The organism is Ruegeria sp. K5 (assembly GCF_056531805.1).
This window is the reverse complement of the sequence record NZ_JBQFML010000013.1, coordinates 33514-58097: the sequence shown is the minus strand read 5'-3', so window position 1 is coordinate 58097 and position 24584 is coordinate 33514. Positions and strand designations below refer to the sequence as shown.

General features: G+C 55.7%; 25 protein-coding genes. 7 read left to right on the top strand and 18 right to left on the bottom strand.

All coding sequences use genetic code 11. The features are described 5' to 3' along the window. Positions 1-188 precede the first annotated feature (188 nt). Positions 189-1253, top strand: coding sequence for an AbrB family transcriptional regulator (locus ACR0MO_RS20245; protein WP_480893076.1), 1065 nt, complete (start codon positions 189-191; stop codon positions 1251-1253). Here the strand turns inward: ACR0MO_RS20245 and ACR0MO_RS20240 are convergent. The 5 genes from ACR0MO_RS20240 to ACR0MO_RS20220 all read right to left on the bottom strand — a co-directional run bounded on the left by ACR0MO_RS20240 (position 1222) and on the right by ACR0MO_RS20220 (position 6780). Then, the gene (locus ACR0MO_RS20240) at positions 1222-2202 is read right to left on the bottom strand and encodes a D-2-hydroxyacid dehydrogenase family protein (RefSeq protein WP_170456740.1); all 981 of its coding nucleotides are present in this window, start codon (positions 2200-2202) and stop codon (positions 1222-1224) included. The genes ACR0MO_RS20245 and ACR0MO_RS20240 overlap by 32 nt on opposite strands. Continuing rightward, positions 2199-2435, bottom strand: coding sequence for a hypothetical protein (locus tag ACR0MO_RS20235; protein ID WP_170456743.1), 237 nt, complete (start codon positions 2433-2435; stop codon positions 2199-2201). Before ACR0MO_RS20235 ends, ACR0MO_RS20240 begins: the two co-directional genes overlap by 4 nt. 50 nt (positions 2436-2485) lie before the next feature. After that, positions 2486-3574 (bottom strand): 4-oxalomesaconate tautomerase, encoded by a 1089-nt coding sequence (locus ACR0MO_RS20230; protein ID WP_170456745.1) that lies wholly within the window; start codon positions 3572-3574, stop codon positions 2486-2488. Between the two features lie 10 nt (positions 3575-3584). Further along, positions 3585-5615, bottom strand: a complete 2031-nt coding sequence (locus ACR0MO_RS20225; RefSeq protein ID WP_170456747.1) for a tripartite tricarboxylate transporter permease — start codon at positions 5613-5615, stop codon at positions 3585-3587. Between the two features lie 76 nt (positions 5616-5691). Continuing rightward, positions 5692-6780, bottom strand: a complete 1089-nt coding sequence (locus ACR0MO_RS20220) for a type 2 periplasmic-binding domain-containing protein (RefSeq protein WP_170624810.1) — start codon at positions 6778-6780, stop codon at positions 5692-5694. 139 nt (positions 6781-6919) lie between these two features. Between ACR0MO_RS20220 and ACR0MO_RS20215 the strand changes: the two genes are divergently transcribed. Beyond that, entirely contained in the window at positions 6920-7588 is a 669-nt protein-coding gene (locus ACR0MO_RS20215; RefSeq protein WP_170456751.1) for a response regulator transcription factor, read from the top strand. Continuing rightward, a complete protein-coding gene (locus tag ACR0MO_RS20210) occupies positions 7585-8952 on the top strand; it encodes a sensor histidine kinase (protein ID WP_480875366.1) in 1368 nt (455 codons plus the stop codon). The genes ACR0MO_RS20215 and ACR0MO_RS20210 overlap by 4 nt, the downstream gene beginning before the upstream one ends. Positions 8953-9947: 995 nt before the next feature. Here the strand turns inward: ACR0MO_RS20210 and ACR0MO_RS20205 are convergent. From ACR0MO_RS20205 to ACR0MO_RS20185, 5 genes are all read right to left on the bottom strand, one after another. Further along, positions 9948-10811 carry a sugar phosphate isomerase/epimerase family protein gene (locus tag ACR0MO_RS20205; protein WP_170456752.1) on the bottom strand — a complete coding sequence of 288 codons (864 nt, stop codon included), beginning with the start codon at positions 10809-10811 and terminating at the stop codon, positions 9948-9950. Between the two features lie 14 nt (positions 10812-10825). Next, positions 10826-11716, bottom strand: coding sequence for an NAD(P)-dependent oxidoreductase (locus ACR0MO_RS20200; RefSeq protein ID WP_170456754.1), 891 nt, complete (start codon positions 11714-11716; stop codon positions 10826-10828). 149 nt (positions 11717-11865) lie between these two features. Then, positions 11866-13146 carry a TRAP transporter large permease gene (locus ACR0MO_RS20195; protein ID WP_480875370.1) on the bottom strand — a complete coding sequence of 427 codons (1281 nt, stop codon included), beginning with the start codon at positions 13144-13146 and terminating at the stop codon, positions 11866-11868. A gap of 1 nt (position 13147) precedes the next feature. Further along, entirely contained in the window at positions 13148-13651 is a 504-nt protein-coding gene (locus ACR0MO_RS20190; RefSeq protein WP_170410378.1) for a TRAP transporter small permease, read from the bottom strand. Positions 13652-13716: 65 nt separating this feature from the next. Continuing rightward, positions 13717-14712 carry a TRAP transporter substrate-binding protein gene (locus tag ACR0MO_RS20185; protein ID WP_170456758.1) on the bottom strand — a complete coding sequence of 332 codons (996 nt, stop codon included), beginning with the start codon at positions 14710-14712 and terminating at the stop codon, positions 13717-13719. Positions 14713-14880: 168 nt separating this feature from the next. On the opposite strand from ACR0MO_RS20185, the gene ACR0MO_RS20180 reads away from it, so the two are divergent. Then, a complete protein-coding gene (locus tag ACR0MO_RS20180) occupies positions 14881-15918 on the top strand; it encodes a LacI family DNA-binding transcriptional regulator (protein ID WP_170456760.1) in 1038 nt (345 codons plus the stop codon). A 3-nt stretch (positions 15919-15921) separates the two neighbouring features. On the opposite strand, the gene ACR0MO_RS20175 is transcribed toward ACR0MO_RS20180, so the two are convergent. Continuing rightward, entirely contained in the window at positions 15922-16938 is a 1017-nt protein-coding gene (locus tag ACR0MO_RS20175; protein ID WP_170624814.1) for a LacI family DNA-binding transcriptional regulator, read from the bottom strand. Between the two features lie 138 nt (positions 16939-17076). Between ACR0MO_RS20175 and ACR0MO_RS20170 the strand changes: the two genes are divergently transcribed. Genes ACR0MO_RS20170 through ACR0MO_RS20160 form a run of 3 tightly spaced genes read left to right on the top strand, consistent with a single transcriptional unit; the run spans position 17077 to position 19324 of the window. Beyond that, positions 17077-18162, top strand: a complete 1086-nt coding sequence (locus tag ACR0MO_RS20170; RefSeq protein WP_170456764.1) for a fatty acid desaturase — start codon at positions 17077-17079, stop codon at positions 18160-18162. Positions 18163-18189: 27 nt separating this feature from the next. Further along, complete coding sequence (locus ACR0MO_RS20165) at positions 18190-18504, top strand: MocE family 2Fe-2S type ferredoxin (RefSeq protein ID WP_170410362.1); 315 nt, start codon at positions 18190-18192, stop codon at positions 18502-18504. Positions 18505-18508: 4 nt separating this feature from the next. Beyond that, positions 18509-19324: a 3-methyl-2-oxobutanoate hydroxymethyltransferase gene (locus ACR0MO_RS20160; RefSeq protein WP_170456766.1), complete on the top strand. Its 816-nt coding sequence runs from the start codon at positions 18509-18511 to the stop codon at positions 19322-19324. A 1-nt stretch (position 19325) separates the two neighbouring features. Here ACR0MO_RS20160 and ACR0MO_RS20155 read toward each other — a convergent pair whose 3' ends face one another. From ACR0MO_RS20155 to ACR0MO_RS20125, 7 genes are all read right to left on the bottom strand, one after another. Then, positions 19326-19685 carry a hypothetical protein gene (locus tag ACR0MO_RS20155; RefSeq protein WP_480893072.1) on the bottom strand — a complete coding sequence of 120 codons (360 nt, stop codon included), beginning with the start codon at positions 19683-19685 and terminating at the stop codon, positions 19326-19328. Positions 19686-19687: 2 nt separating this feature from the next. Continuing rightward, positions 19688-20419, bottom strand: coding sequence for a hypothetical protein (locus ACR0MO_RS20150; RefSeq protein WP_170623138.1), 732 nt, complete (start codon positions 20417-20419; stop codon positions 19688-19690). A gap of 370 nt (positions 20420-20789) precedes the next feature. Then, the gene (locus ACR0MO_RS20145; RefSeq protein WP_170623135.1) at positions 20790-21119 is read right to left on the bottom strand and encodes a hypothetical protein; all 330 of its coding nucleotides are present in this window, start codon (positions 21117-21119) and stop codon (positions 20790-20792) included. A gap of 13 nt (positions 21120-21132) precedes the next feature. Beyond that, complete coding sequence (locus tag ACR0MO_RS20140; protein ID WP_170623133.1) at positions 21133-22542, bottom strand: sensor histidine kinase; 1410 nt, start codon at positions 22540-22542, stop codon at positions 21133-21135. Beyond that, positions 22529-23206, bottom strand: a complete 678-nt coding sequence (locus ACR0MO_RS20135; protein ID WP_170623130.1) for a response regulator transcription factor — start codon at positions 23204-23206, stop codon at positions 22529-22531. Before ACR0MO_RS20135 ends, ACR0MO_RS20140 begins: the two co-directional genes overlap by 14 nt. A gap of 108 nt (positions 23207-23314) precedes the next feature. Next, the gene (locus tag ACR0MO_RS20130) at positions 23315-23851 is read right to left on the bottom strand and encodes a roadblock/LC7 domain-containing protein (protein ID WP_480893078.1); all 537 of its coding nucleotides are present in this window, start codon (positions 23849-23851) and stop codon (positions 23315-23317) included. 59 nt (positions 23852-23910) lie between these two features. Beyond that, the gene (locus ACR0MO_RS20125) at positions 23911-24273 is read right to left on the bottom strand and encodes a hypothetical protein (RefSeq protein WP_480893069.1); all 363 of its coding nucleotides are present in this window, start codon (positions 24271-24273) and stop codon (positions 23911-23913) included. Between the last annotated feature and the right edge of the window lie 311 nt (positions 24274-24584).

Below are 24584 nucleotides of genomic sequence, written 5' to 3'. Positions count from 1 at the left end.
CGCAGCCGGTCGCCGGGCAGAAGAGTGCCCTCGCGAATCTCGTCCAGCAGGCGCTGATACGCAGAATTGCCTTGTGGACCAGGTTGTAAGGGAGCGTCCTGAAGGGTCATCGCAGGCTCTCTTGTCATCTTGCGTCCAGTTGTATACACATGGATACGTTATAAGTCAACGAAGCTGGAACGCTTACCTTGCACAGCCAAACCAATACCCCCTCTCTTCTGACGAAACAGGCCGTCACGCTCGGCCTGGCGGTGTTGGGCACTGGGGTATTTTGGGCGCTAAACCTGCCGCTACCCTTTCTGTTCGGGCCAATGAGCGCATGTTTGATTGCAGCTCTTGCACACGCACCGATGCAAGGCTTTGGACAGGTCTCGGTTGCCGCCCGCACTATACTGGGCGTGGCGGTAGGGGCATCGATTACGCCGGCTCTGTTTGCTGAATTGCCGAAAATGGCCGCGTCAATTGCGCTGATCCCGTTCTTCATCCTGCTGATCGCGCTGGTAGGTGTGCCATTCTTTCGCAAATTCTGGGGCTTTGACTCCACAACGGCTTTCTACGCAGCCATGCCGGGCGGTTTGCAAGACATGATCATTTTTGGCACTGAGGCCGGGGCCAATCCGCGTACCTTGTCCTTGATCCACGGTACGCGCGTGCTGATCATCGTGACGTTGGCCCCCTTGTTCCTCACCGTGTTCTATGATGCCCAACTCACCAATCCGATTGGCGAGCCCGCGCACAACCTGCCAATACATGAATTGGCGCTGATGGTTCTGGCCGCCATTGTCGGCTGGAAAGGCGGAGAGCGGATCGGCCTGTTCGGGGCGTCAATCCTGGGGCCAATGATCCTGACGGCAGCCTTGTCACTGGGCGACTTCATTCATACCCGACCGCCTCGCGAGGCCATCCTTGCAGCGCAGTTTTTCATTGGCTGCGGAATTGGTGTGAAATTCGTAGGTGTCACATGGGTCGAACTACGCCGGGTAGTGGCAGCGGGCTTCGCCTATGTCATTGTCCTTGCCGTCCTGGCAGCCGCTTTCACCGCCGTTGTCACCACCTTGGGACTGGGCCAACCTGTCGAGGCGTTTCTGGCCTTCGCGCCCGGTGGGCAGGCAGAGATGACGGTGCTGGCCATCGTCTCGGGCGCGGATTTGGGCTTTGTGATCACCCACCATCTGACAAGGATCGTGTTAGTGATCATTGGTGCGCCCATCGCCGCAAACCTTATTCTGCGTTGGTCCAAACCTCGGGGTTGATCATGTGGATCGGAGCGCCTTCGGCATAGGCGTTCACCTGATCGAAAATATCCGCGAATTGCAGGTCGAACTCATCCTCAGTGACAAAGCCGATATGTGGGGTCGCGATCAGGTTGGGATGTGACAAAAGCGGGTCGGTCGGATCAATCAGTGGCTCGGAATCGAACACATCAATCGCCGCTTTGCCGGGGCGACCGACGTTCAGCGCCTCAAGCAAAGCACCAGGTGCGATCAGCCCGGCTCGCGAGGTGTTCACAAACAGCGCCTCCGGCTGCATCTGTGCGAAATCCGATGCGGTGATGATCCCGCGCGTATCCGGTTTCAAGCGCACATGGACCGAGATAACATCGCTGCTGCCAAAGAACGCTTCACGGCTGGGCGCGACCTGCGCGCCATCCGCCTGCGCACGCGCCCGGCCTTCTACGGATGACCACCAGACCACATTCATCCCAAAGGCCTCGGCATAACTTGCAATGGCGCGAGCAATGCGGCCATAGCCATAGAGCCCCAACTGACGCCCCCTCAGCGTCTTGCCCACGCCCGCCTGCCAGTGCCCTGCTTTGACCGAGGCCATTTGTGCGGGCAAATTCCGCATCCCGGCCATGATTAACGCCCAAGTAAGTTCGGCTGCAGCATAAGACGGCGTCCCGCCATGCATGTTTGAGCACAGCAGCACGTCGTGATCTGTGCAGGCCTCAACATCGACATGAGGATAAACGCTGCGCTGGCTGATCAGTTTCAGGTTTGGTAATTTCTCCAGCAAGGCGCGGGTGACTTTGGTACGTTCGCGGAACAGGACAAGCACCTCTGCGTCCTGCAGTCGTTCGGCCAGAGTGTCAGCGTCTTCGACATGATCCGTCCATACCGTCACCTCATGAGCGGTGAGTTTCTCAAAACAAGGCAGGCCACGCAGCGTGCCAAACCAGTCATCAAGAATGTGGACCTTCATCGGCTTTCTATACCCTGCTCGGTGTTCAGTTTTCTTGGCGTCGGGACAAAATGCGGTGCGTCAAGGGCGGCCAGAGCGTTTCGGACCCGTTCGCTTTGATCCAGCAGATGGTTGAACTGCTCATCACACCCGGCGATCGGCGTTGGGTATTCTGCCATATCTCGCCGCAAGGCCGCTTGCGCCAGCTTTAGTTCCAGACGCGCGATACCGAGGCATTCCGAATAGTCGACCATCGTGACCTCCTCTTTTGTATACCATAGTATACTTTATGGCTGCCACCTAATCAACTCCCGTCCCAAACAGATTGCGGCACATAAACATGCCCGTCAGCCAACTTGCGCGCAGTTCGAACTAAGCCCGCCGCGTTCACGGTGAAACCTTCGTCGGTAGAGAAATTGACCAGCACGTCTATTTTGCCCGAGGCGTGTTCCAGAACAACTTCGGCTGGGCTTTTAGTGGGGCGATCCAGCAAACCGTCGGCGACGGTTCCGGGCGTCAAAGCACAAGACGCCATGCATTGCGCGCCGGTGACCGCCATGGTCGGGTGGGTTTTCCACGGCATGAAATACCGCACCGCAAGCGTTCCGCACTCTCTGGCCGGAGCAACAAGGCCGAACTTAGGGGTGACCGATTTGGACACATCCCCCATACCCATCCGCTGGCCTGCTTCGATCCTAACGGCCTCCATCCGGTCAAAGAACGCGCGGTTTGCGTCCAGCTCCTTGGCGCTCTCATAGCCCGTCAATCCGAAATCTGTGGCGCGGGCGATAGCCATCGGCATAGCGACATCCATGCAGGTCAGTTCGACGCCCTGAACTGCATCGCGCAGGTTGCCCGTAGGCAGGAACGCTCCGGTGGCCGAGCCCACCACGCCCATGAAACTCAACTGCACCGGCGCTGAATGACCGGGAACGCCGGCGATCTCCGCATCACCCTCATAGGTCAATTCGCCCCCGGGTGTATTCACCTTGGCCACGACCCGAGCCCCAGTGTTGACGGCCCGAATGCGAACTTCAGTTTCATCGCCCTGCGGTTTGAACAGGCCCATCTCGATAGCCGCAGGGGCAACCCCGGACAGGATGTTGCCGCAAGTCGGTTTGAAATCGACCAGCTTGTCCTCGACCGAGACCTGAGCGAAGAAATAGTCGATATCGGCCCACTCATCCTCACTGACCGACAGCATCGCGACTTTTGTGGTCACCGCCGCGCCGCCGCCGATGCCGTCGATGTTCAGCGACTGCCCGGAACCAAGGGCGGCTATCAGCACCTCGGCTAGCGCGTCCAGATCCTCGGGCAAATCCGAGCGACGGAAATACGGGCCTTTCGACGTGCCGCCACGCATCAGCATATAAGGGATTGCGGTTTGAGTCATTTTGAACCCCTCACTTCAACGGCCAGGGCAGGCTGACCATGTCCTGCAACAGACCCGGCGGGAAATCGCGGTTCAGAGCGCCCGCCATCAGGCACATGAACCCGATGCCGCAGGCGGTCAGGATCAGAGTCATCTGCCAGCTGGACCCGGCGCGGATACGGAGAAAGGCGATCAGGAACCCTATCAGGGCGAGGATGAAGCCCACCACCCACGTGGCCGCGATCAAACTGGCGAACCATGCCAGAGTGGACCACAGACCGTGGGGTGCGCTGGCGTCTTCACCGGCGATTTCCTTGTCGGCAAAGATCGCGTCACCCTCGGGCCGCCGCATCATCTGGATCAGAAGGATCACGCAACAGAACAGCGAGACGCTGCCGATCACCAGCGGGATGATCTTGTCGGTCATATTGTAGTCGGGGATCATGTTGGCGTTGACCAAAGCGACGATCAGATAGGCCATGATCACCAGCAGAAAGATAAGCGGCGCGCGTTTGGTACCGGCCTGAACATCACCCTCGGCCATGATCATCTTGGCCTGCCGGATACCCAGAATGACCGAGACGACTGTGACCACGATCAGGACGATCACGATGGGGCTGAATACATACTCCATCCCCTCGCCAAAGCTTTTGCGGAACCGGAATGAGGCGATCTGGAACGCCTGATTGGTGAACTTCTCAACCGGGTTCGACAGAACGAAACCGATCAGGAAGGCGGGGCGCGACCAGTCGAAGCGGCGCAGGAAGATGCCGATCAGGCCGATCACGAACAAGGCCAGCAGGTCTTCGAAGTTCTGACCGGACTGGAACGCCGCAAAGCTGATCAGCATGAACAAGAACGGGGCCAGATAGGTGAAGCGGATGGTCGTCAGCTTGGCGATCCCGCCCGATGCCGCGATGCACAAGATCGTGCCCACGACGTTGGCCAGCGCCAGCAACCAAACGATTGAATAGGTGATGTCGAGATTGTCTTTCAGCATGCTTGGACCGACCTCGATATCGCCAGACCCCAGCAGGGCCACCGCGCCGATAAAGATCGCCATTGAGCCGGAACCGGGAATGCCAAACAGCAAAGTTGGCACCAGCCCGCCGCCCTCCTTGGCGTTGTTTGAGCTTTCCGGGCCGATGACTCCGCGCACTTCGCCTTTGCCGAAATTGCTTTTGTCCTTGGTGGATTGAACCGAATGGCCATAGGCGATCCAATCGACGACCGAACCACCAAGACCGGGTATGACGCCAACAATCACGCCAATGATCGAACAGCGGACAGAAAGCCAGATATTGGCCGCCCAGTCTTTGACGCCGTCCAGCCAACCGGCGCCCAGTGAGGCCCCTTTGGCAATCGACCGATCTTGACGCAACAGCGATACGATCTCGGGCACGGCAAAGATGCCCAAACCGACGATGACCAGTTTCAGGCCATCCGTCAGGTAGGGAATGTCATAGGTCGCCATACGGAGTGAGCCGCCCGCGTCGGCCTCACCAATGGTACCGACCATCAGGCCCAATCCGGCGGCGGCGACGCCTTTCAGTGGGATACGCCCGGCAAGGATCGCAACCATAGAAAGGCCAAGAATTGTGATCATCAACATCTCGGGCAGACCGAAGGCAAGAACGATAGGCCGCGCGATCAGGATGAACATAGTCAAGAAGGTCGCGCCGACCAGGCCGCCGAACAAGGATGAGGAAAAGGCAGCCGACAGCGCCCGCGCGGCCTCGCCCTTTTTGGCCATAGGGAAGCCGTCCAGCACCGTCGCTTGCGAGGCGGAACTGCCGGGAATGCCCATCAGGACGGACGCGAATGTGTCCGAGGTCGGCACCACCGCCACCATGCCGATCATCAGTGCCAGACCAAGGATCGGGTCCATTCCAAACATGAAAGGCAGCAACAGCGAAAGGCCGGCAATGCCTCCAAGCCCTGGGAAAACACCTACAGCCAGCCCCATAACGACGCCGAGCACAAGATAACCCAATACGATAGGTTGCAGGATAAGACCCCACGCGTCACCAAGCGCAGGTAGAGCGGTGGCGAAAACCTCCATAGCGGCCGCCTTTCATTAACTGTTTTGTATGTAGAGAAACGCGCGCCCTTCGTTGGGCGCGCGACGACGTGTCAGCTTAGTTCAGCTCGACGCCGTAGGCCTCTTTCAGCCAGTTCAGGACGTATTGCTTGGCATTGTCGTCCACATTGGTCGCCGTCTGCAGAGCAGATTTTGAGCCTTCGCCGACAAAAACAGGATACTTACCAACGCGTTTCGAGGAGATATCAGCAAAATCGCCTCGCTCGGTCACAGCTTGGAACGCTGCTGTATAGGCATCGACGACCTCTTGCGGCGTGTCACCGGGCAGGAAGGCCAGCTTCTGAACCGGGAAGCCTGCCACGAAGAAGGCTTTCCACGCATCCCAAGCCTCACCGCTGGTTTCGCAACCATCTGTGGCCTCGCAAACCTCTTTAAAGGTCGGAATATCCGGGAATGTCGGGTCGCGCACGATATTGCCATCCGCATCCAACGCGCCCCACGTCATCATCGGAACGGCCTGACCAGCCTCGACCAGCGGGGCCGAGCCGCCCAGATAGCCCGAGGACGTTTGGTAATCGATATTGGCTTCACCACGTTCGAACATCAGGCGGCCATCACCGCGGCCCTTGATGCCAAAGACAGGCTCAACATTCATGCCCAGCATCTGCCAGGCCAGCAGCGGCACAAGGTCTAAACGAGTCGCGCCCTGCGAGCCGTAGATGAAGTTGGTGTCTTTCAGCGCATTGGCAGAACCATCAAACTTGGCTCCATCCTCGGCGTTCAGATAGGCAACGCCACCGGTACCCGACGCCATAACCGGAATCCAATCGTTGTATTCGTAGCGCACACGCGGGTCGCTCAGCAGATACGGGAACTGTGTTGAACCCGACGTGCCAAACAGCAGGGTGCCATCGTCGTGCTCCTGCTCCTGAAACCAGTTCGCACCTTTGGTCGATCCTGCACCGGGCATGAACTTAACTACCACAGTCGGCTGACCCGGCAGCGCCTCGGACAGAAGCGGGGCAAAGAAGTTGGCCCATTTGGCCGACCCGCCCGTTTCCGAGAACGGAATGACCCATTCGATGGTCTTGCCCGAGAAATCGACCTCGGCAGCGGCAGGTGCGGCGAGTCCGGCGGCGGCAATCAGCCCCACGACGGCGCGACGGGTGAAGTTGGAAATGGCCATTGGTTCCTCCCTGTTGACCAGACAACCACGTCAGCGCCCTCCGCACCACCGTGATTGCAAATAGAACTGTGGGGTTGATTCCCCCTCCCATCTGGCAATCATGGAGCGCCAACCTTGCGCGAAACTTGCAGGAGCCCGAATGCGGATCGTCATCGTCGAGGATAACGAGACCCTCGCCAACGCCATTGCCTATCGCCTGCGGGACAGGGGCCATGCCGCTGACGTGCTGACAGATGGTGTCGCGGCCGATTTGTATCTGGAACAGGAAGGCGCAGACCTGATCGTTCTGGACATCAACCTGCCGGGTCGGTCAGGGCTTGAGATCTTGCGGTCCCTGCGCAACCGGGGCGACAGCGCGCCTGTCATCCTGCTAACCGCACGTACCGAGACCAGCGACCGTGTTTCCGGTCTGGATATGGGCGCTGACGATTACCTCGTGAAACCCTTCGAAATGGACGAACTCGAAGCCCGCATCCGCGCGCTGTCCCGTCGCAAACAACTGGATTATGGCGCGCGCGAGACCATCGGAGATCTTGAGTTCGACCGCACCGCCCGGCAGGTGAGCGCAAAGGGCCAAATTCTCGATGTGCCGCGTCGGGAAATGGCTGTGCTTGAATGCCTGCTGGAACGGCGGGGCAGGATCGTCCCCAAAAGTCAGTTGACCGATTACGTCTACGGCGTGGGCGCCGATGTCGACGATTCAGCCGTCGAGCCGCATGTGTCACGACTGCGCAAACGCCTTCAGAACCTTGGCATCCGGATCAAGACCGCCCGTGGCCTTGGATATCTGCTAGAGGTGCAGAAGTGATCCGGCACGGCTCACTCAGGCTCAGGCTTTTCATTCTGATCCTGACGCCATTGGTGCTGCTCGCAATCCTGCTTGGATACTGGCGCTACACCGTGGCCCAGAAAACGGCGCAGGAGTTATTTGACGACAGCCTGCTATCCGCCGGTCTGGCCATTTCGCGCGACGTGGCTGTGTCAGAAGGCGATGCCTTGTCGCCCACCACGCGCAGCTTGATCCGCGATGCGTCAGGCGGGGAGATTTTTTATCACGTGACCGGACCCGGTGGCATCTACGTCACAGGGTATGCATATCCTCCGGCCGCTGCAAACCCGTCAGAGCAAGACGCATACCAGCCGCAATTTTTCGAAGCAGTTTATCGGGATGAGTCGGTGCGCGTGCTGAAAATGACTGAGCGGGTCACGTTGGATAACCTGGTGGGCGATGCGACAGTCACAGCGTGGCAACGCGTTGCGGACCGCAACGCTTTTGCCAACGAACTGTCGATCCGCGCCGCGATCCTGATGGGTATTCTGCTGGCCACCCTTGCCGTTGTCGTGTGGTTCGGGGTCGCACGCGGGTTGCGCCCCTTGCTGGATTTGCAGGATGCGATCGACCTACGCTCACCTGACGACCTGAGCGAAATCAGACGCCCGGTCCCGGTCGAGGTTCATGGAATTGTTCAGACGTTGAACCGGCTGTTTGGACAGGTCGAGCACAGCATCAACGCCCATCAGGTGTTTATCTCAGAAGCCGCGCATCAATTGCGAAATCCGGCGGCTGCGGTCCAGTCCATGGCTGAGGCATTGCGCGATGCAAAAACAGATGAGGACAAAGACAAACGGATAATCGAGCTGGTGGCAGCGGCAAAGAATTCGGCTACAGTGGCGGAACAACTATTGTCACTGGAACGACTGCGGCAACCTACGCATCAGGATCAGATGGACAAGATTGATTTCCGTGCGGTTGTGGAAGAGGCCTGCGCTGACATGGGCGTTCATATCCTCACACAAGGGATCGATTTTGAAGTCACATTGCCAGAACCAACAATCTTGGTCTCGGGAGATCGGATCTTTTTGGCAGAGGCTATCAAAAACCTGCTGGACAATGCGCTTAAGCACGGCGGCGCTGAACTGAGTCGAATATCAGTTGTACTGCGTTGTGACGCGGGGAACGTCAAACTAACCGTATCTGATGACGGAACCGGCCTTTCACCCGACCAAAGCGAAGCCGTTTTCAGTCGATTTTCGCAGCTGGAATATTCCGAAGGTAGCGGTTTAGGGTTGTCGATTGTCTCAGCTGTCGCGAAGCGTCACGGAGGAGTGGTCGCAATCAACCAAGTCGAGCAAGGAGCAAGCGTTACGCTCGAGCTTCCCATAGCCCTATAGTTTGTTTCTATTTCTGCCCGGAACCCGAAACCTTTCATAATCAAAGAGAATTATTGCGATTACAGCGAATGACCGGTTTCCGCCAGTTTCATTAGAATAACAATGCGTTCTTGCGCAAACAGTAAGGGCGCAGCCTGCTCCGCTGCACCTGCTTTGGGTCATCGGCATATGGACAATCCAAACGCCTCTGGCTGTAAAGGGTAAGACGCTGCCTTCCCACTCGGGCAACCCTATTAGACAACACCGTGTCCTCGGCTACGCCTGCGGGCCGCACCACTATTGTCGAATAGCATTGCCTCGCCCCCATCCGCGTTCGCCACGTGGCAGATCAGCAGGAACAGGCGCTTTCGGCGTCTGATCTGCAAATCAGCCCTGATTTTCCCAAAAAGAAGTCAGGATCAATGAGATCGGTCCAGGTGTTAGATGAAGGAAGTGAGGCGAAAATGGAAAGGTTCTGTCGCTGGTGGCAGAACTATGTGTCGCCTTACACAAGCACTGTGGAACGTCACTGATTCCTGACTCAATCGGCGCACAAAACCTCAATAAATGGGCAAATCACGTCATTCAATTCTGACCCAAACGTCAAGCATTTCTGACCCAATACCGGTAGCCCCTATTTATTGACACTGCGGCCAAGGTGTGTGGAGAGCCCATTTTGACAAATGCTGCGCGCGCACGAGCGACTTCGAAGCTCTGATTGCTGCCTTGGGTCTGCGCAAGGATCACACCTTGTAGAAGCCAACCAGACTATCTCCACGCTACGGTGCGGTCCGCCTAAGCTGCCATTGAAGTACTGCGACACAATCGCCGAAAGAGAAATTTTTTGTGGAAATTAATGCGAACTCTCCTCAATCGTCACGCAGAACTAGATCTTTTGACAGTTATTCGGTTTTCACCGAAAAACCAAAACAGACCCGCCTGAGGACGGGTCTGTATTTCGGCCGAACGATGTTTTGGGAGGAACATCGATTGGCCGTTTTGGTCTCGCCAGAGGTTCAACCAAAATGCTCTTTGAAGCGATCGATACAGCGGCGGAAACCGTCTTCGAAATTTCCGTTACCGGGATGGTAGACACTTTCGAATGATATCACCCCATCATAGGCGTCGGTTTTCAGAGCATCCGCCATCGGCTGAAACTGATCGGCCAGTTGGCCTTCGCCCATTTGTTTGACCGTCAATGTTGCGCGGGGCGTGTCGACTTGAACGTCCTTGATGTGGATGTGCCCGAGATAGCCATCTTTTACCTCGTCATACCCAGCAGGAAACGCTTGTTCGTGACACCAGCAATTGTTGGCCGGATCCCAAAGTACCTTTAACGTGTCTTTGGCATCCAGATCATCGATCAGCTTACGGGCGGTGTAATTCGAATTCACCATGGTCCCGTTGCCCGTTTCGACGACCAAAGTCACTCCGCCGTCCTTGGCAACGTCAATCGCCGGTGCAATCAGGGGCAGCATCGCGTCCCATGCACCCTTGGCGACGTTCCATTTTTCTGCACCTCCGGACCCCCACAGAATCTGCTCTTTCTTCGGAGTCATAATGCGCACCAATGGGCCGCCGACCACATGCGCCATGTCGATCACGCGCTTCAGAGCATCCATATGCTTGCTATGCAGGTCGTCCCCTGGTTTGTTCGCCCCGGTCATTCCCGCGAAGATGTGGCGCGACAGACAGGATACAGGCTTGCCCCGATCCCGAAGCAGCGCGTCAATTTCCCTGATCTCATCCGCAGAGTGATCGCCAACCTCCGTATCGCCGACAAATTGCAGTTCGGCATATTCGAGGTCAAACTCATCCATCACATCGACCGCGTGTTTCAGGTCGCGACTGATGCCATCACAGATAACGCCAAGTTTCATGTTCTTGTCCTTTCTCAGCGATGCAACTCAGCGCCGACAATGTCTTCGATCACGCGGGTGCAGGCCCAGTTGTCGCCATCGGGGAATTTGGTTTTGCCAGCATGGAAAATCTGCATGGCAGATGAAGCAGTATGCATTGGAACGCCGAGCTCTTCGGCCAGATCCAGTGAGATGGTCAGGTCCTTGTGCATGGTGCCGATGCCCGAGCCAGTGTTTTCGAATTTACGGTCGATGATGTTCTCCAGCGCTGTGTTGGTGCATCCGCATCCCGCGCCAGAGGTCGAAAAGACCTTGAACAGGTTTTCGCCCTTCACGCCCGCCTTGGCGGCAAGAACCGACGCCTCAAATGTTGCCGAAAAGATTGAACCGATCAGAGTCTGCAGACATGCTTTTACGGTCTGACCTTGGCCGGGCCCGTCCCCTACGCGGTGAATGGTGGCCGAGACCGCCTCCATCACTGGTTGGAATTCGTCCAGTACGGTATCAGGGGCCGCAGCCATCATGGTAAGAGTGCCGCCCTGCGCACCCGGAAAGCCGCCAGAGACAGGGCTATCGATCAGGTGAATGCCAGAACCGGCCACGGCCTCACCAATCTCGCGGGCTTCACGCGGTTTGATCGTGGCTGTCAGAATGACCGCCCCGCCCTGCGCCATGTGACGGACCAGACCGTCTTCACCAAGAATGACAGCCTTGGCCTGGTCGCCATTCATGACCATGACATAGACAGCATCCGCGTTGGCCCCCACATCTGCCACGCTGGTAGCAGGCACTCCGCCCATTTCACCTAGCGTCTTCAGTCGCGCCTCACTCAGATCAAACCCCGTGGTTTCGAACCCGTTTTTGATTAGGTTCCTGGCCAGCCCGCTGCCCATGTCTCCCAATCCTATGACACCTACACGTTGCATAATTGTCTTCCTAATGTGTCGCCCGGCTTGGCCGGCGTTGAGGTTTGGCGCCCAAAATTTTTGGGCGTCGATGTGTGCGGGGATTTCAGGCTTTGGCTGACCAAGGCCGGGCAGGTCCGGAAGACACCCCGCTGCCCAATTCTGTGTCGTTACGGTCCCATCACCGCGTCCGGTATCCACATAACCAGTTGCGGGAAGATCGCGATCAAAATCAGCACCACCACATTTGCCAGCAGGAACGGCGCGGCCCCGACGAAAATCTTTCCGATCGGCATACGGCAGATCGCAGCGCAGACATTCAGGCAATTTCCTACTGGCGGTGTGCATGCACCAACCGCGAGACCCGAGACCATCACCACACCAAAATGCACGCCGGAAACGCCCAGCTTTTCAGCAACCGGCAACAGAACCGGTGTCAGTAATAGAATGGCGGGACTAACGTCGATGAACGTACCCGCCATCAGGATCAAAATGGCTGTCAGAACCATGAAGGCGACCGGGCCAAGTCCGAGGCCCGAAACGAAATCGGCCAGTTGATTGGGTACACGTTCCAGCGCCAGTACAGTGATGAACACCTGACTGAACGCGATGATCATCATGATCTTGGCCGACATGATGATGGCGTGGCGCATGGCTCCAGGCAGTTCTTTGAGAACGCCGAAGCCGACGATGAATAAGCCGATGATCAGGCCATATACTACCGCAGCTCCGGCAGTCTCGGTCGGGGTCACAAAGCCGAAGACCACCGAGCCCACGATCAGGATCGGCATCAGCGCCACGGCGGCAGAACGTCTGGTCTGCCGACCGGCTTCAGCCAATGTGAACGGTACGTCTTCGGTCGGGTAATCGTTCCTCTTGGCCAGCACCCACACGACGATCAGCTGAAGTAAACCAACCATGATGCCGGGAATGATCCCGCCCAGAAACAGGCGACCGATGCTTTCTTCCGCGGCGACAGCGTAGATAATCATCGGCACAGACGGCGGGATGATCATGCCCATGGTGGATGAGGCCACCGTGATCCCCGCTGCGAAACTCTTGGGGTATCCGCGTTTTTCCATCTCGGGGATCAGAACGGACCCGATGGATGCGGTGTCGGAAGCGGAGGAGCCAGAGATACCGCCAAAGATCATCGAGCCAACCACGTTGACCAGACCCAAACCGCCCTTCAGGCGACCGACGAAGAACATGGACAGATCCAGTAGCCGCCGCGTGATGCCCCCGGAATTCATCACCAAGCCCATCAGGATGAAGAAGGGCAGTGAAACCAGCGGGTAGTTGTTGATGCCAGAAAAGAAGCGCTGCACAACGAACCCAGTCGCCGCAGGAGCCTCGATCAAGAAATACGCCAGCGATGCCAACCCCAGCGAATACGCAATCGGAACGCCGCAGACCAACAATATTCCAAGTGTGGCGAACAGGATCAGCATGTCAGTCCTCCGGCATCCAGAGAACATCGATGGAATCCCGACCGCCCAGTGTCAGAACCACACGAACGAAGCAGTAGAACACGGCAATCGAGCAGGAGATCGGAACAATGATGAACACATAAGCCTGAGGCATCCCGAAGGGTTGCCACATGTTTTTGCCTGGCCCCGCGATCCAATCGATGGACAGCCAGACCAAAGCCGCGTTCATCACTCCCACAAGGACAAGCCCTGCCACGTAGAAGGCCATTTTGACGTAGTAGGGCATCATGTCGATGAAGAATGTGATCGCGATATGCTCACGCTTCGTAATCGCCACGGCACCGCCCAAGGCCGAGGTGCAAAGAAACGCGATCTTGACCTGTTCGTCGACGCCGTAGATCGCCATGTCAAAGGGGCGCATCAGGACTTTGGTGACGACAATCACCAAAAACACCCCAAACAGCACGACCATCAGCGCTTCGATAACGCGCGTCAGTACACGGTCAATTGCAGAGAGCGTATCCATAAACCGGTTCCGTTAAAAAGGGACTCCGGGCGCAGAGTTAAGGCGCCCGGAATTGCCGTTTCAGATTAGCCGCAGGACGCCGCTGCAGCACGGGCAGCGTCAATATCATCCATCGTGAAATGACCTGCGTCGATCATCTGTTGATAGACTGGCGCAACGGCTTCCTGGAAACCCGCCAGGGCTTCGGGCGTCAGTTCGTTGATCTCCATGTGCTTGCCGAGTTCGCCGACGATGTTCGTTTCAGCATCGCGATACAGCTTGTCTGACATCGCCATCGCTTCGACCGCAACCTCGTCAAAGGTGGCCTGTAGGTCTTCGGGCAAACCGTCATACCATGCCTTGTTGACGATCAAAGGATCGGGGCCGGTCATGTGGTTCGACAGCGTCAGATACTTCTGCACTTCGTGAATATTGAAGTCCCAGATATTTTGCGGCGGGTTGTGCTGCCCGTCGATCACACCTTGTTTGAACGCCTGATATGCTTCAGAAAACGGCATGGCGACCGGAACAGACCCGATGGCCGTGCCCGTGGCGATCATCAGATCAGATTGCGGTTCGCGAATGCGCAGACCTTGCAGATCATCAACCGATGTTATTGGCTGAACGTTGTTGGTGTAGGCCCGGAACCCTTGGCTGATACCGGTGGCAGGGATGTGATATCCGTTCGCCTCGGCACGGGCCTGAACGCCCTTGGTGAAATCCGAACCCACCAGACATTCCATCTCATCCCAATTCGCGACGAGGAACGGCAACTGGTACAGGTTGAATGCCCCGGACGCGTCGGCAAAGAAACCGCCACGCGTGCCCTGCAGCAAACCGGCCGTCACCTGATCCATCATTTCACGCTCATTACCAAGCGCGGCACCAAAGAAATTCTCGACTTCGATACGACCGTCCGTACGTTTTTCAAGTTCGGTCTTGAACCAGTCCATGGATTGCGAACGGATCGAGGTTTCTGGCTGCTCATTGCCATATTTAAAGGTGAAATCCGCCGCCAGTGTAGTATTGGCCGTCATTATTAGGCCGGTTACCCCGGCCAGTAATTTAGCTGTGTAGGTCATATTATCCTCCCTGAACGGGACTCGATCCCGTTGCATGACGTTGGGATAAGCCCCCTTACAATTCGGTGGCAAGAAAAATTGCATCAAATGACGGTAATGATGGTTTTTGATGTTCTTAGAAGTTTATTTGAGGATGATTTTGATCGGGAATGATGTTAGCAGAGGCTTATGAGCGATGAAGCTGTAATAATCCCAAAGAAGGCACGTGTCTCCGAGATTGCGAGGATTGCGGGGGTCGGTACCGCTACGGTTGACCGGGTTTTGAACAACAGATCTAACGTAAAGCCTGAGACCCGCCAGCGTGTTTTGCAGGCCAAGCATGCGATCGAATCCGGCGCTCAATTGGACCAGCCTGCGCGGCCCTGGCGGCTGAAGATATTTCTGCCAGAGGAAGCCGGGCCCTCGACCGAATTTCTGGGCGACTGTTTCCAAAGTGTTTTTACCAATGGCCGCGCCACCGTCGAGTGTGTGTTTTCAACGAAACTGGAACCATCTGTGTTGGCGCGAAAACTGAGAGCCTGCGCCGGGCAGGGAATTGATGCAGTTGGCTTTCAGGCTTTGGATGATCCGCGGGTTCGCGACGCAGTTGAAGAGCTGCACGGTTTGAATATTCCCTGCATACCTGTCGTCTCCGATCTGATCAGCCCAGTTCTGGGCCAATTTGTCGGGACGGACAATATGGCCGCAGGACGAACAGCGGCCTATTTTATGGGTCGGATGCTACGGCAATCCGGAACCGTCGGCGTGATTTCCGGCGAGCAACTGTATCGCAACCATTCGGATCGCGAGATGGGGTTTCGGTCAGCCTTGCGAAGGGATTTCAACCACCTCCGCGTTGTGGGCACCTATATCGGCCACGATGATGTGCAGGAAAATCGCGTAGTGGTGGGCCAGATGCTGGACGAGCATCCTGGGCTGCTGGGCATTTATAACGTTGGCGGTGGCAACGAAGGCATTGTTGCGGCTCTGGCTGATCGCGATTTGACAGGGGAAATCATGCTGATCGGCCACAACCTTACGCCGAAGACGAGAAACTACCTGCTGGACAGATCAATGGATCTTGTCATCCATCAGAATATGCAACGGATCGCTGAACAAGCCGTTCAGACCCTGATCGCGACACTGGAAAACCGGCCCCATCAGGCTGAGGTCGTTCCAGTTGAAGTCATCACCCGTGAAAACATCAACGGCGCCACCTTCGGCTGATGTTCACAGGTTTTCAGATGTGCAGAGATCAAACGGAATAACTCCAACCTGTTCCTGGATTGGTTTTCCGGTCAGACACCGAGACATCATCTGAGTCACGCGATCAGCAACCTGATCCAGCGGGTTGTTAATCACCAAATCGATACTGCCATCGGCAAGCGCGGCTTCGGTAACCGGTGTCCGTTCATGGCAGATGTAGACAATCTCTCGCGATTGCCCTGCCTCGCGCAGCGCTTTCAATGCTCCGGTCACTCCGCCTCCGCAATGATAGACGCCGGAGAGGTCTTTGTTGGCCCGCAGCAATTCTGCTGTCGCTTCATATGCGACTGCCGCGTCATCCAGATAGACCACAGAGTCTCGAAGAGGTTTCTGCGGTGCAAATTCGCGCATGTAGCTTCTGAACCCACTCTCAAGCGCTTCGTGCCCCAGATACCTGTGCGACCCGATAAGGATGCCAACCGCGCCTTCGGTTCGATCAAGACGCGCCATCGCCCAACCTGCCGTCCGCCCCGCTTTTCGACTGTCGATCCCGACATAGGCAGTAATGTGAGGCGAAGACAGCGGCGAGAGCAATGCAATGACAGGGACATCAGCGCTGGCGATCGCACGATTGATCTCCGGGTGATCAATCGCAACCAAGCCTATGGCGTCTACCTTGCCGTGCATTTCGTCAATCGCAGTTGCAAGCTCGGACGGCGACAGACTTTCTACATACCGGACCACAACATTTGCCCGGATACTGCGCAACTGCTCTGCTTTTTGCTGCAACTCGATTGCCAATTCGCGATAAAACCACTTGCTTTCCTTTTGAAGAATAAAGCCCAACCGTTTAGCTGGAGCCATCTCCTCAACTCGGCGCCGCAACAATCCTGCCGAGCGATACCCCAACGCTTCTGCCGCTGAAAGAACCCGCGCAGTTGTCGCCGCAGAAACCGGCGCACGCGCATTCAGAACGCGGTCTACTGTTGCGACGCCTACCCCCGCCTTTTCTGCGACGTCTTTGAGTGTGACACGGGCCATAGCACGCTCCATGATAAAACGTATCATCTATTTTACAGAATATTCTGAGAGAAATGATAGAAAATATCACGACAGGTTTGACGATTCAGGCGCTCCTCGGTTCTGCTCGGCAACAGCAATGTAGAAAAGGAACCTGATGTGCTGCAGGACAATACCATTCCTTGGCGGGATTATTCGCTGACGGGCCGGGACAGCGGTCCAAGCTTTGCACCTAAACAGTGGTATTCTACTCCAGTCCCCCGGAAACGGATGAAGGAACTGATGAAGCGCCGCGATGCTCCGGCCCTGATCGACTACGGGATCTGGCTGGGATTTGTGTTGGCAACCGGTGCTCTGGTCATTCTGACCTGGGGTACGTGGTGGGCAGTGCCGTCTGTCATCCTCTACGGGGTGTTTTATGGATCCTGTGCCGACAGCCGTTGGCATGAATGCTGCCATGGGACTGTATTCAAAACGCCTTGGCTGAACACTGCAGCCTATCAGCTGGCCTCATTTATGTCGCTGAAAAACCCCTATCTTTGGCGGTGGAGCCATACACGCCATCACACGGACACGGTGATCGTCGGAAAAGACCCCGAGATTGCGTTTCCACGGCCTCCGCATCCACTCAACATCTTATGGAACATGCTGCATCTGCAATCTGGCTGGAGTGAATTGAAGAAGATGTTTCGGTTGTCGGCTGGTCGTTTGACCAAAGATCAGAAAACCTTCCTCATCGAAGCCGACCGTTCTAAGGCGTTCTTGGCGTCGCGTGTTCACCTCGCAATCCTCGCAATGACATTTGCTTTGGCAATGGTGCTGCAATCATGGCTGCCCATTGTACTGATCGGCGGTCCCACTTTCTATGGTTCGTGGTTGCATCACCTGTTGGCGTCACTACAGCATGCCGGGCTGGCAGAAGACGTCCCGGATCACCGATTGAACTCGCGAACCGTCTACATGAACCGGTTCTTCCGCTTCGTGTATTCGAACATGAACTACCATGTGGAACATCACATGTATCCAATGGTGCCGTTCTACAATCTCCCGGCCCTGCACGAAGAAATCAAAGGCGATTGCCCACCAGCTTACAAGGGAACACTGACCGCATTTCGCGAAATGCTCCCAGCCATTCTGATCCAGCGGCGCGATCCGTTCTACTTTGTCGACCGCAAGCCGTTGCTGCCCAAGGACGCTAACCCCAGCCCAGAATACACTCGACCAACAGCCATAGCGGCCGAGTGACCCACTCCCCGGAATACAGGAAAGCCTATGACGAACTGGACCCGCGCCTGCGCTTGCGATGACATCGAAACCGAAGATCTAATCCGTTACGACAATGGCGATCGTACCTTTGCCATCTACCGAAGCCCCGAGGACGAATTTTACTGCACAGACGGCCTGTGCACCCATGAAGAAGTGCATCTGGAAGACGGTCTGGTGATCGATCATCTGATCGAATGCCCCATGCACAACGGCCAATTCGATTATCGCACCGGCGAGGCAAAGCGCTCACCGGTCTGTGTGAACCTGAAAACCTACCCAGTTAAGGTCGAAGACGGAGATGTCTTTATCGATATCGGGTGACGTCATGAAACGTATCTACGACTGGGACGCGAAGTTCTCACTTAGAAACTACACCGCTTCCGACCTTCGTGCGCTAAAGGGTATCCGCAAGCTGGTTCAGACGACGGCGAATACAACCGAAGAGGCAGCAGCCGCGAAAGATGCCGGAATTGACTTGATCATGGGCAATGCCCACAACACGTCCACCGTGCGTCAAGGCGCGCCTGAATTGTTCTTCACCGCTGCACTCGGTCTCCCGGACTTTGCAACCGAAAGTGACGTGCTGACCGCCGCGTTTGAGGCCATGAAGGATGGTGCCGACAGCATCTACACGGCAAGAGGACCGCACATCGTTGAACTTTTAGCGCGCGAAGACATCCCCGTGATGTGTCATCTTGGCCTGGTTCCTCGCAAATCCACTTGGCGGGGCGGCCTGCGCGCCGTTGGTAAGACTGCGGAAGAGGCTATCGCGCTTTGGAATGCGTTTCGCACAATGGAAGATGCCGGAGCCTTTTCGGTAGAGGCTGAAGTAATCTGTGACCGAGTAATGGCTGAGATTTCCTCGCGTACGTCGCTGATAACATCGTCGCTCGGTTCGGGTCCCGGCGCAGACATCATCTACCTTTTTCAAAATGACATATGCGGAGAGCAACCTGAAAGCCCGCGCCACGCACGCGCCTTTGGTGATCTCAAATCACTATATGAACAGATAAAACACCAACGCCGAGTTGCACTTACGGCGTTCAGGGAATCTGTTGAAGAGGAGCAATTTCCAAACCCATACGAGTGCGCAACAATCTCGGACGCGGAGTTTGAAAGTTTTATTACACGACTAAAATAATCTATTTGGCTAAGGAAAGTTGCACCCAGAACCACATTTTGAGAACCGGAATTATCACCCAACGATGATCGATGTACGTTGGTCCCCATTCGCGACGGGCAGCAAAGAATTTTGTAATCGCGTACAAGTACCTTTCCCGCCCGACCAGCAGGGCGTTGTCGTCGCAACCCACCAGCAGCTGTCGTTCGAGCAACCGCAGCGAATTCGAACTTTGTCCCGCCCACTTGCCACATGACACTAGAAGTTGAACGTCCGGAATGTGCGGAAAGCGGTCATTCGCTGCGAATGCCGCAGGGATCGGCAGCGTGCGAAAAAGCGGACCTTCGCAAAAGCAGCTAAGGAACGATTGGGTGCCGCTCATCATCAGTTCGGTGAATGCAGCGCGGCGAGACGTTTGCAGAGCGTCCCACCAACTTGGACGCAGGAACATGTTGTCGGTATGGAGGAACAACAGCCTGAGTAGCACATCAGCCTTTCGACCGTCAGCAACTCCCGCAAACGAACTCGCAAACGCGCCAGCCGGTCCAACTTCGCTACCAATCCAGCCAAAACAGAAATTGTCTGGCCATTGAGCGACGTCACATTGACCGTAACGTGATCGTAATCTTCGCCGGTTCGGCCAAGCCGCTGTAACGGTTTGCCCTGAACGTCGTATTCGGGATGGAAGGCGCCGCAAGCCACGATAGGAAGGACGCGATCGAACCGGACCGCAAGAAAGTGAAAATCGTCTCGGGCGCCCGAAAGAAGTCGTTCGTCGAACTGTTTCTTCCATCGATCCACGTCGCGCATACCGATCTTCACGCCATTCTGAAAGTTCTTTAGGTGGGTTTGGATCAGTCTTTGTTGAAGGAACGGGAGCCCGCGGTCCAAATCTCGCTGCACCGAAATACCCTTGAGTTGCGCCTCCTTCGCAAACCGCTCATAGGCGATCGCCCGGTAGCTAAAGAGAAAAGCTGTGTCCTTGTTCAGCGACACAGTCTCCCCCTCAATTGGCTTGAACAGCGCCGTATCATGCTTATTGCAGAAGCCGGGGAACAAAGACGCATTGTTAACGCCGACCCTTCGGGGCGAGGGTTTCCCCTGGGTGTCGATCATGTCCTTCATCGTGGGCTTTGCAGTAAGAACATGGCCGGCCTCCGAGATTTCGGCGAACGGCACGCAGGTTATGGATGGCCGCTTCGAGATGGAGAGCTTTCTCAAAGAAGGCAGGTCGTGAGGATGACATTTCTACACAACCTATGACCGAACGTCAGTGCCTAATAATTGGTGCAACTAAACTACAAGGGCACTTTGCTTACACCACGAACTGCACGACCATCCGTTTGAGCCTTAGCAAACGGTTACGATCGGGAATTGGAACGACGTAAAGCCGACCTTCAATGAGGGCGCACAAAAGTCGTCTTACACCAACCCGGTGCGGTGCGGATTGCTCAGATCGCGAGCGTATTCTTGCAATGGTCTCAACTCATTCGCTGTTTTGCGTACACTGACCATGATCTTCGAGGTTTTCTGATCCATGTGCGGACAGTTCATACTTCATCGTGGGGAAATGTAGAGCGAGCGTCCAGACTTCGTTTTCTTTGATATGGATAAAGGTTACACCATCAAGGCCATGCGCGATCGTCGCAGACCCTTTGATGTCGTGAAACACTAGTTGCGCGTCTGCGCCTTCTTCGGGTTGTGAAATTCTGATCTCGTCGCTTGTTACATCTGATAAGCAGTGAAACTCCATTCCGCTTGCAACGGCACTCGAAGCACAGGCTACGCCGCTCATCAGAACCAGTTTTCCCAGCATAATACACCTCGTTTCACGTTTTCTTCTTACGACCATCGAACACGTCGTTTTCTATAGTGTTCACGTCGGGTTTGCCGAAGCTGACGCTAATCCTCAGCCCGGGATCGTTGTTATTGGCTGAAATCTTAGCGCCATGCCGTAGGGCGACGGCTTTGACAAGCGCCAGACCCAGGCCGTTTCCGCTTTCCTTACGAATCCCATCGACGCGGTAAAACGCGTCAAATATCTTATCAAGAAGCGGGCCGGGTACGCCAAAGCCATTGTCTGAGACCTCCAGCACCACCGAGTCGTTGCTGGCCACAAGCGAGACACGTATCCAGGCCTCGGGTGGGCAGTATTTAATCGCATTGTTGATCAGGTTGACCAGAAGTTGCTTCAGCATCTGCTCATCACCCCGGACCAGTATGGTATCGGCGTTAAAATCCGCTGTGATGTTCATCTGCTGGTCTTCGGCCACGGGCAGGAAGGTCTCAACCGCATCAGCGACCAGGGCACTCAAATTAACGGTCGAGAACGGCCGTCTATAAGTACCGGCCTCGATCCGCGATATCCTGAGAATGGTGTCGAACACGGCGCTGAGCCGTTTGAGCTCTTGTTCCAGTTCAAATAATTTTGGCCGTGGGTCGCCGCCATAGTCCAGCTCCGCAAAAACCTGCTGCAGTGCCAGAAATCCGTGGGATAGAGGAGTCTTTAGATCGTGGGCGATGGTGACGGCAGTGGTCTGCGTGCTGATCATCAAACTGGACAACCGGTCCAGATGGCGGTTCATAAGACGTGACACCCGATCAATCTGATCGTTAAGGCTTGAAACCGGAAGGCGGGCCTCAGTATTCCCTTTGGAAACCATGTCGAGTGTTTTTTCAATGCGCCTGAGCTTGCCGTAGCTGTAATAACTTACCCAATAGCCAAGCCCGAGAACGACGATGGTGGTTGCAATGGTGAGGAGCACCAGGCTTTCCCATAGAGTGGTTAATGCCTGGTTCATCGATGCCATGCTGCGTGCGACGACAGTGCGATACCCGAGGTAGTCGGATGCTCTGAGCAGATAAACAGGGCTACCGCCCCCGATCTCAACAAAATCAGGGTCAACTTCGTGCCAGCCATTTGTTTCGGGTATCTTGGCCACAGTGCCTGCAAGAGCAGAGTTATGCTTGTCGAACAGCGCAATTATATGCAGCGTGGTTCGGTTCGGGCTGTTCAGGTGGTCGACCGCGCGCTGGAGCGCGTCTGTGCCGCCATCCAGCAGGATTTCATGCAGCAGCAGTTCCTCTTCCAGAATTTGCTGCTCGAGATTGGCCCGCAGCGTGTCTTTCAGCGCAACATAGGCAGCGTATCCAAACACCGCCGTGATGACCCAGACAACAAGCGCCGCATAGCACGCGGTTCTAAACGGCGCCCCCGAGAAAATACTAGCGCGGTCCATGGAGGCTGTACCCGACATTTCGAATGGTATGCAAAAGCGCGACCTCGAACGGTTTGTCGATTTTGGTTCTGAGACGGCTGATATAGGTCTCGATCACCGTCGAGTTCGGATCGAAGTTGTAATCCCAAACTTGTTCGAGGATCATGTTTCTGGTCACGATCCTGCCCGAGTTGCGCATGAGAAGTTCCAACAGCGCGAACTCTCGTGGTTTCAGATCGATGGTTTGATCCTGTCGGCGAACCAGACGTTTCAGCAGATCCATCGACAAATCCAGAACGCGCAATTCCGTCGCCTCGACCTTGTCGGTGCGCCGTTTCAGCACGCTCTGCAGACGGGCCAGAAGCTCTGAGAAGTGAAAGGGCTTGACCAGATAATCATCCGCACCTTCGGTCAGACCTTCGACGCGATCACTCACGTCGCTAATTGAGGTCAGAAACAACACCGGCGTTTGATTTTGCGCCGCGCGCAGCGCTTTCAATATCGACATGCCGTCCATGCCGGGCAGCACCCGGTCAAGGATCACCGCATCGCATTGGTTGTACAGGCAGTATGACAGAGCATCGCGTCCATCCTCGAACCACTCAACCGTAAACCCGCTGGAGCGGAGCCCCGAGATCACGAACTCTGCGGTTTTGACATCGTCTTCGGCGACTAGAATTTTCATGGTTCCGGCTTTCAATCACATTGCAGAAAGCAACGCTGACGCAACAAGCCCTCGTACGGGTGGTTCAGGCACATTACTGCGCCTGAACCGTCGGCGCGAGGGGGTCATTTATAAACTCAACGTCTCTTCGACGGCTTTTACCTGAAGACGGGCCAAACCCAGATTGGCGGTCTTCTTGTCCAGCGCCACATAGACGAAGATATTCGGGTTCTTTTCCAGGGGCCTGATCAGATGGAACTGCTTGCCCAGCGTGATGAGGATATCCTCGATCACGTCATTCAGCTTCAGCGCATCGATTGCCTGCAGTTTGGCGCGCATGACTTCCACATTCGCCGCCCCAGCGGTTTCAAGGTCGAACTTGGCGCCACCTTCGGTAGCAAGTGTTAGACCGGTGTCACTGTCGACCAGACAGGCGCCGATCAAACCTTTGATTTCACTGAGTTTTGATATGTCCAAAGACATCATCTTCTCCTTCGTTAAGTTAATACCAGCAACTCTTTTTCTGTCAGAGGTGCCATTTAGCGGCTCAGATTCTTCATTCGCAGGGCCGGTGCCTGGGATCTTGATCTTGTATGTCCGGACCAGCCCAAACCGTTCGCCAAACCGCGTGGCGACCGACAGAGAGCTTTGCTTGTTTTTTTCCATCGTCTTCACTCACCGGTTCTGGGTGGAAAGTTGTCTCCGGGGTATGAAAGCAGCATCGTTTAGAACATCTCTGACGTGGTCCGCGGCCTTGCGCCCGGAGTCATCACGCTGTTTGTATGGTGCAGCAACGTGTCTATGAGTTGCTCGTCGATCTGCGGAAGCGCTCTTTGCGCGGCGGCACGCCGACGCGGCAAAGCGAGCGTGGTGGCCTGCAACCGAAACGTCGGCGCAGGTTGTATCGGCACAATATCCGCAGTCTGCCATAACAGCCGTGCAGCGCTCAGCACCGACCAATACCCAAACGGTGTCTGACACGCGAGTAGCAGAGAGATCGCATCGCCTTTGCCACCTGCAAGGACGCACCACAGGTTGGTGCACTCAAAGCTGACATATGCGATCGCGCAGATGATGATGCTTAACATGCTTGCCTACGACTCATACAAACCGACAGATGAGTGTAGAGGCGATATTCAGTTTAACTGAATTATTCAGAATCTTTAAAAATATGTAAGATTGGCCTGTGCAGGTCCGCTTATCAGTCAGGTAGCTTTCAAGGTTCCTAAATTATCATTTAGTATCAATTATTAAAGAGATTCTCTCTACATCTTTCAGCGCGAATCCCTGACGCAACGTAATGATGTCCAGAACTGTATCCTACAGAATGCAGCGCACTTTCCCGCAATACATTTGGTTCTGCAAAATATAAGATTTGACAACCCCAAGGCTAGCATGC